Consider the following 7,883-nt stretch of genomic DNA (forward strand, 5'->3'; position numbering starts at 1 on the left):
ACGTCACTCCCCGCCGCAGGAGGCACCGGGCGAGGCCAGCACCCGGGCCGCGCTGCGGTGCCCGAGCCCGGCCGCGCGCCCGAGGTCCCCGGTGTCCAGGAAGCCGGCCAGGAACCCCGCCGCGAAGGCGTCCCCGGCCCCGGTGAGGTCGCGCACCTCGGCCACCGGCGGCACCGGCACCATGACCAGCGGCTCGCCGGGCACGTCGACGGCGGTCGCCTCGGCACCCGCCTTGGTGACCACCGCGGTGGCCGCCAGCCGGGCGCGCTCCGGCCCGGGCAGACCGCCGACCAGCAGCCCGAGGAACGCCGACTCGGAGCGGTTGGCGAACACGAAGGTCGGCGCCGACTCGGCCAGCAGACCGAGGAAGCGCTCCCGTCCGAACCGCTCCAGCATGCCGGTCGAGGAGGCGTCCACCGAGGTGGTGCCGCCCGCCCTCCGGACCCGGGCGAGCGCGTCCACCGCCGTGCCGCCGACCGGCTCTCCGTCGAAGGAGTAGGCCGGCACGTGCAGGTGGGTCAGTCCGGTCAGCCACTCGTCCGGGACCCGCTCCAGCAGGGTGGCGGCGCCCCGGTCGGGCAGCATGGTCCGCTCGCCGTCCTGGTCGATCAGCACCACGACGCTGCCCGTCCGGCCGCGCCGGGAGACCCGCACGTCGACGCCGTGGCCGGCCAGTTCGGCGACCAGGCCGTCCCCGACCGCGTCCTCGCCGACGCAGCCGAGGAAGCGGGCGGGGTGCTGCCCGGCGGCGAAGCAGGCGACGTTGGCCGCGCTGCCGCCGCGCCGCCGGAAGATCCGGGCGCCGGAGTCGGTGCCGTGCCGCAGCGGGCCGTCGGCCCAGACCACGATGTCCTCGACGAGGTCGCCGAGCACCCCCAGCACGGCTCAGGCCCCGCCGTCGGCGACGACGGCCGAAGCGGCGTCACCCGCTGCGGCGTCACCGGCACCACGGCCCGCACCGTCCGCAGCGGCGTCACCCGCCCCCGCACCCGCCCCCGCACCCGCCCCCGCAGCCAGCGCGGTCGCGATCTCCCCGCCGAGCCGGACGTTGCCCCGGTACACCTCGACGTTGACCTCCAGGCTGCGCCCGCCGGTGTCCCGCTGGATGAAGTCGAGGAGGAACGGCGTGGAGGCGTTGCCGGTGACGCCACGGCGCTCGGCCTCCGCCCAGGCGCGGGCGAGGATGCCGTCCAGCTCGTCGGGCGGCAGCTGCTTGGCCGGGTCGACCGGGTTGGCGATCAGGACGGCCTGCGGCAGTTCGAGCCGGTCCCGGGACTCGATGATCCTGGCGGCCTGCTCGGGCGACTCCACGCTGAAGTTGATCTCGTGGCCGGAGTCGGTGACGTAGAAGCCGGGGTACTTGCGGGTGCGGTAGCCGATGACCGGGATGTTGTAGGTCTCGAAGCGCTCCAGGGTGGCCCTGATGTCGAGGATGGACTTCACGCCGGCGCTGATCACGGTGACCGGGGTGGCGGCCAGGGTGGTCATGTCGGCCGACTCGTCGAAGCTCTCCGAGGCGCCGAAGTGCACGCCGCCGAGGCCGCCGGTGGAGAAGACCCGGATGCCCGCGCGGTGGGCGAGGAAGGCGGTGGCGGCGACGGTGGTGCCACCGTGCCGGCCGAGCGCGGCGACCACCGGGAGGTCGCGCAGGCTCACCTTGTCCAGGCCGTCGACGGCGGACAGTTCGGTGATCTGCTCGGTGCTCAGCCCGACCGTGGGCACCCCGGCGTGCACCCCGATCGTGGCCGGGACGACGCCCGCCGCCCGCAGCTGCCGCTCGGCCTCCAGCGCGACGGCCAGGTTGCGCGGCCGCGGCAGTCCGTGGGTGAAGATGGTCGACTCCAGGGCGACCACCGGCCGGCCTTCGGCGAGGGCCCGGGCGACCTCCTCGGAGACCTGGACGGCGGGAGTGGTGGGGCGAAGTCCGGTCATGATGCGAACTCTCTGTGAGGTTGCCACTGCGGTGGGGCAACGTCTGCTCAGCGTATGGACGGCTCGCATCGGAATCCAGAATGAGTCCTGAGGTTTCCGATAGGCCTGCGCCTATTGGTTCGTCTACCCTGACAACCATGGGTCTCACCTTGCGTCAGCTCCAGGTCTTCCTGACCGTCGCCGAGACGCTGCACTTCGGGCGGGCCGCCGAGCGGCTGCACATCTCGCAGCCGACGGTGAGCCAGGAGGTCGCCCGGCTGGAGCGGACCGTCGGCGTCGAGCTGTTCGACCGCAGCCGCCGCTCGGTGGCGCTCACGGAGGCCGGCGAGGTGATGGCCACCGAGAGCGCCCGGCTGCTGCGGCAGGCCGAGACGCTGCTGACCCGGGTACGGCTGCACGAGGAGTCCCGGCTGGGCACCGCCCGGATCGTCGCCTCGCCGAGCGTGGTGAACCGACTGCTGCCCGCCGTGGTCAGCCGGGCCGAGCAGGAGCTTCCGGCGCTCGACACCACCGAACTCGCCGTGGACACCGGGCAGGTCTCCGCCACCCTGGCCGCCGAGCTGGCCGACATCGGGCTCGGGCGCTTCCTCGACGAGGTGACCGGCTACCGGCTGGAGCGGATCGCCGACGAACCGGTCCTGGTGGCGCTCGGCCGGGACCATCCGCTGGCCCGCCGGAGCAGCCTGGGCCTGGCCGAACTGCGCGACCTGCCACTGCTGTTGTGGCCGCGCGAGCAGCACCCCCGCTACTACGACCACGTGCTCGGCCTCTGCGCGGACCACGGCGTGGACCCACCGGTGCTGGTCAGCCCGCCGCGGATCGTCGGCTCCCGGCTCTACCTGCTCGCCCGCAACCGCGCCTTCTCGCTGGTGCCCGGCTCGATGACCGGCCACCTCACCGAGGACGTGGCCACCGTACGGCTGGAGGGGCGGGCCACCCTTCCGCTGGAGATGCAGTGGCGGACGGACGACCGGCGGCCCCGGCTGGCCTCGCTGCGGGACCTGATCCGGCAGGAGGCCGCGGAGCTGGAGGACGTCTGACCCGCCCCGTCGCACGGCCCGGGTCCGAGCCCAAGTCCGGACCCGAGCCCGAATCCGGGTCCGAGCCCGAATCCGGGTCCGAGCCCGGGTCCGGGTCCGAGCCCGGGTCCGAATCCGGGTCCGAGCCCGGGTCCGAATCCGGGTCCGAGCCCGAGTCCGAGTCCGACCGGCGGAATCCTTGACGCTGGCATGCCACCACCGGAAGGATTCCCGGATCATCCGACCGGCCCGCGGCACCCGCCCGCGGGCCGCCGAACCCCGGGAACCCGCCTTGGCCCTGCGCCCGTTGCTCCGCCGCGCCGCCGGTCTGATCGGCGCCGCCGTCCTCACCCTGGCCGGCACCCTCACCGCCGCCGGCCCGGCCCACGCCGACTTCGGCACCGACTACCACGACCCGGTCACCGCCACCAAGCCGCTCACCCGCCCCGACACCCGCTCCTGCACCGTCGAGGCGATGCACGAACGCGAGTTCCGCAACGGGTACGGCAACCCGCCGGACACCCCGTACACCACCACCCTCACCCCGCCCGCCGACTGCGCCGGACCCTGGTCCGCGGTGGTCCTGGACCTCCACGGACAGGTCGCCGGACGGCAGTTCGACCGGATCTTCAGCGTCCGCGTCGGCGGCGTCCAGGTGCTGCTCTCCTCCACCCCCGAGCCGTCCAAGGACGGCATCGCCTGGAACGTCGAGCACGACGTCACCCGCTACGCCCCGCTCTTCACCGGCGGCCCGCAGGACTTCTCCTTCGACCTCGCCAACGTCACCGACGCCACCTACACCGGCGTCTTCACGATCAGCGCCAACCTGACCTTCTACACCGCCGACGCCCACTGGCCGGCCGCCCGCGCCGCCGACCGGCTGCTCACCACCGGACCGTTCGGGCTCACCAGCACCTCCCCCGCCGCCGGGCGCGACCTCACCTTCCCGCAGAACCTCGAACGCCTCACCGCCGAGGTCTACGCCCGGGGCGGCGGCGCCTGCGAGGAGTTCGCGTACGCCTCCGCCCCGGACGCCTTCGCCGCCGCCAACCCGGGCACCGGCATCTGCGGCAAGGGCCCGTTCCGCGAGCTGCGGCTGACCGTGGACGGCCGGGTGGCCGGCGCGGTCTGGCCGTACCCGGTGATCTACACCGGCGGCTGGGACCCGCTGCTCTGGCGGCCCGTGCCCGGCGTCTTCGCCTTCGACCTGCCCGCCTACCGGCTCGACCTCACCCCGTACGTCGGGCTGCTGCTGGACGGCCGGCCGCACGCCGTGGGCGTCACCCTGAACACCGCCGAGGCGCAGAGCAACGACATCTGGACCGGCCAGGTCAACCTCTTCGCCGAGACCGACCACGGCGCCGACCGCACCACCGGACAGCTCACCGACCACCGGGTCGCCCCGGAGGCCACCGTCGCGACCGACCTCGCCGACCACGGCGGCGGCAGCGGCGACTGGACGGTCACCGCCGCCCGGAACGACCTCGCCCGGGGCTGGGTGCAGACCTCGCACGGCCGGATCACCACCGAGGTCCGCGACGAACTCGCCTTCCGCTCCACCCAGCGACTGCGCGACGCGGGCAACGACGTGACGCTGCACAACGGCGCCGACCTCACCCGCACCACCGCCACCTGGGGCGGCGGCCCGCACCGCACCACCACCGTCCACGAGGGCGAACCGCTGGACGTCAGCTACCGGGTGAGCCGCGACGCGGCCGGCAACACCGACCAGACCACCGCCATGGACCTCGGCTACCACCGCGACACCACCGCGGCGACCGGCGGCCACGTCACCGAGCGCTCCACCGTCGACCACACCCTGCGCCCCACCGCCACGCGGCACGACGGGGACCGCACCGTCCGGACCGGCAGCAGCGCCGAGGAGTACCGGAGCACCGGGCCCGAGGGGCCGTACCGTCGGACCCTGAACTTCGTGGACGGCTGGCCGCGGCCCTGACGGTCGCCGCTCGCCGGCCCGCGCCGCCCCTCCGCGGCACGTCGACGCCGCTCGCCGCCCCTCGCCGGCACGTCGCCGCCCGAGTTGCGAAATTGGTCGGATTCATACCGTTCACCCCTGGTGCACGGCCCGTAGGAGGCGCATGATGGGAGGTGGACCTGCGAGGTAGCTGAAGGAAGTTCGACCGCAGGAGGCAGTGGCGACGGATCGAGACGGATCAGGGTCTGCCGCTGGGACTACCTCGGTCGACGATCGAACTACCGGCCGGAGGACGTCACGTCCGGAGGCCACCCCCACCTCGTAGGTTCCGCGCGTCCACGGAGCATCCCCTCGGCCCGTGGACGCGCACCTTTCCCCGCGCGCCGCGCCTCCCGCGTCCTGTCCCCGCGCCGCACCTCCCGCACCTCCCGCGCCCCGGCTACCGCGCGCCCGCCCAGCCCATCTCCCAGGCGTGCACCGCGATCCCGACCCGGTTCGCCACCCCGAGCTTGCGCTGGATGCTGGCGACGTGGGTCTTCACCGTTCCCGGCGAGATGAACAGCTCCGCGGCGATGTCCGCGTTGGTGCGGCCCGCGGCGACGTGCCCGGCGATCTCCACCTCCCGCTCGGTCAGCGGCACCACCGGCGCCGCCCGCCGGCGCTCCGGGCGGCGCGGCTGCGTCACGTGCCGCAGCAGCCGGACCGTGACCGACGGACTGATCAGGCTCTCCCCGTCCGCCGCCGCCCGTACCGCCTCGGCGAGCAGGGACGGGCCGGAACGCTTCAGCAGGAAGCCGGACGCCCCGTGCTGCAGGGCCGGGTACACGTACTCGTCCAGGTCGAAGGTGGTCAGCACCACCACCCGCACCGGATCCGCCACGTCCGGCCCGGCCAGCCGCCGGGTCAGCTCCAGTCCGTCCATCCGCGGCATCCGGATGTCCACCAGCGCGACGTCCGGCCGCAGTTCGGCCGCCAGCTCCAGCGCGGACAGCCCGTCCACCGCCTCGCCCACGACCTCGATGTCCGGCTGGGCCGTCAGGATCCGCCGGACACTCCGCCGGACGGCCTCCTGGTCGTCGGCGATCAGGGTGCGGATCACCCGCCGGCCCCCACCGTTCGCACTCGTCACGCCCAGCAGTGTGGCGCACGGGTGGCGGACGGGAAAGTTCACGCGGTGGAACCGGCCCGGTTCACCTTCGTCCGGTGAGCTGGCCGCCATGAACGATTCCAGTGGACGTCCCTCCGTCAGCAGGCGCGGGCTCCTGGCCGGCGCGACCGGCGTCGGCCTCGGCGGTGCCGTGTCCCTCGCCGGCGTCCAGGCCACCCCCGCCGCCGCCTCCCCGGTGCTCTGGCAGCGCCCGGACCGCTCCGGCGCGCCCCGCGTGGCCGGCCTGCACCTCCAGTTCGGCTCGGACGCCTCGCGCGAGGTGGTGGTCTCCTGGCACACCACCAGGTCCGTCGGCAACCCGCGTGTGATGTACGGGACTTCGAACAACGGCTTCGGCCGGACGGTCCAGGCCTCGACCCGCACCTACCGGGACGCCGCCTCCGGCACCGAGGTCCAGGCGCACCACGCCCGGCTGACCGGCCTGCACGCCGACACGGACTACGTCTACGCCGCCGTCCACGACGGCACCACCCCCGAGCTCGGCACCGTCCGCACCGCCCCGCGCGGCCGGTCCGCCTTCACCTTCACCAGCTTCGGCGACCAGGGCACCCCCACCCTCGGCAGGAAGACCGCCAACGGCTACGTGAACGACAACCTCGGCAGCCCGGCCGCCGGCGACACCACCGCCGGGGTCGAGCGGATCGCCCCGCTGTTCCACCTGCTCAACGGCGACCTGTGCTACGCGAACATCGCCACCGACCGGGTCCGCACCTGGTCCGACTGGTTCGAGAACAACAGCCGCTCGGCCCGCCACCGCCCCTGGATGCCCGCGGCCGGCAACCACGAGAACGAGAAGGGCAACGGCCCGATCGGCTACGGCGCCTACCAGGCGTACTTCGAGCTGCCGGACGCCCGCTCCGACCCGGAGACCAACGGCCTGTGGTACTCGTTCACGGCCGGCTCGGTACGCGTGATCAGCCTCAACAACGACGACGTGGCCTACCAGGACGGCGGCAACAGCTACGTCCACGGCTACTCCGGCGGCGCCCAGCAGCGCTGGCTGGAGCGGGAGTTGATCGCGGCCAACGCGGACCCGGGGATCGACTGGATCGTGGTCTGCATGCACCAGGTGGTGATCTCCACCGCTGACAGGTTCAACGGCGCCGACCTCGGCGTCCGCGAGGCCTGGGTACCGCTGTTCGACAAGTACGGCGTGGACCTGGTGGTCTGCGGCCACGAGCACCACTACGAGCGCTCGCACCCGATCCGCGGCCAGCAGCCGACCGACACCCGCACGCCGATCCCGGTCTCCACCGGCACCGAGACCATCGACACCACCAAGGGCACCGTCCACATGGTCATCGGCGGCGGCGGCACCTCCGCCCCGTCCAACCAGCTCTTCTTCAGCCCCGCCAAGGCACGGGTGATCACCGGCGTCGGCGCCGTCGACCCGGCCACCGGCAAGCGCCCGCCGGTGTACGTGATCGAGGACGCCCCCTGGTCCGCCTTCCGGGACGCCGACAACCCGTACGGCTTCGCCTCCTTCGACGTCGACCCGGGCGGCCGCAACGGGCAGACCACCATCGGCGTCACCTACTACTCCGTCAGCGGCCCGTACGGGGACCTCGTCCCGGTCGACCGCTTCACCCTGACCCGCCCGCGCGGCACCCGCGGCGGCGGCCGGGGTCACTAGGGCGTACTCGACGGCAGCCTCCGACCGGCGGAGACCGTCCGGTGCGCCTCATCCCGTCATCGTGCCTCACCCGGTAGCCCCTCCGCCTCACGCGCACGCACGGACGCGGGGGGGGGGAACGGGGGGCGGGGTAGCGGGGGGGGTGGGGCTTGTCGCCACTGGGGGAGGGGGACACACAAACCCCGGGGGGGTCCT

6 protein-coding genes are annotated in these 7,883 nt (G+C 73.9%); 3 read left to right on the forward strand and 3 right to left on the reverse strand.

Annotation, left to right across the window (positions count from 1 at the left end):
• Positions 1-3: 3 nt before the first annotated feature.
• Both ACFVGO_RS00875 and ACFVGO_RS00880 read right to left on the reverse strand, forming a co-directional pair.
• Positions 4-882 (reverse strand): PfkB family carbohydrate kinase, encoded by an 879-nt coding sequence (locus ACFVGO_RS00875; protein WP_359907511.1) that lies wholly within the window; start codon positions 880-882, stop codon positions 4-6.
• 3 nt (positions 883-885) lie between these two features.
• Entirely contained in the window at positions 886-1,932 is a 1,047-nt protein-coding gene (locus ACFVGO_RS00880) for a pseudouridine-5'-phosphate glycosidase (RefSeq protein WP_380630475.1), read from the reverse strand.
• A gap of 137 nt (positions 1,933-2,069) precedes the next feature.
• On the opposite strand from ACFVGO_RS00880, the gene ACFVGO_RS00885 reads away from it, so the two are divergent.
• Positions 2,070-2,972, forward strand: coding sequence for a LysR family transcriptional regulator (locus ACFVGO_RS00885; protein ID WP_380356538.1), 903 nt, complete (start codon positions 2,070-2,072; stop codon positions 2,970-2,972).
• Between the two features lie 271 nt (positions 2,973-3,243).
• Complete coding sequence (locus ACFVGO_RS00890) at positions 3,244-4,908, forward strand: peptide-N4-asparagine amidase (RefSeq protein WP_380630476.1); 1,665 nt, start codon at positions 3,244-3,246, stop codon at positions 4,906-4,908.
• A gap of 418 nt (positions 4,909-5,326) precedes the next feature.
• Here the strand turns inward: ACFVGO_RS00890 and ACFVGO_RS00895 are convergent, their stop codons facing one another.
• Positions 5,327-6,016 carry a response regulator transcription factor gene (locus ACFVGO_RS00895; protein ID WP_359907499.1) on the reverse strand — a complete coding sequence of 230 codons (690 nt, stop codon included), beginning with the start codon at positions 6,014-6,016 and terminating at the stop codon, positions 5,327-5,329.
• Between the two features lie 88 nt (positions 6,017-6,104).
• Between ACFVGO_RS00895 and ACFVGO_RS00900 the strand changes: the two genes are divergently transcribed.
• Positions 6,105-7,688, forward strand: a complete 1,584-nt coding sequence (locus ACFVGO_RS00900) for a purple acid phosphatase family protein (RefSeq protein WP_380630477.1) — start codon at positions 6,105-6,107, stop codon at positions 7,686-7,688.
• The last annotated feature ends 195 nt before the right edge of the window (positions 7,689-7,883 follow it).

The organism is Kitasatospora sp. NPDC057738, from assembly GCF_042798815.1.
Lineage (GTDB): Bacteria > Actinomycetota > Actinomycetes > Streptomycetales > Streptomycetaceae > Kitasatospora > Kitasatospora lactacystinica.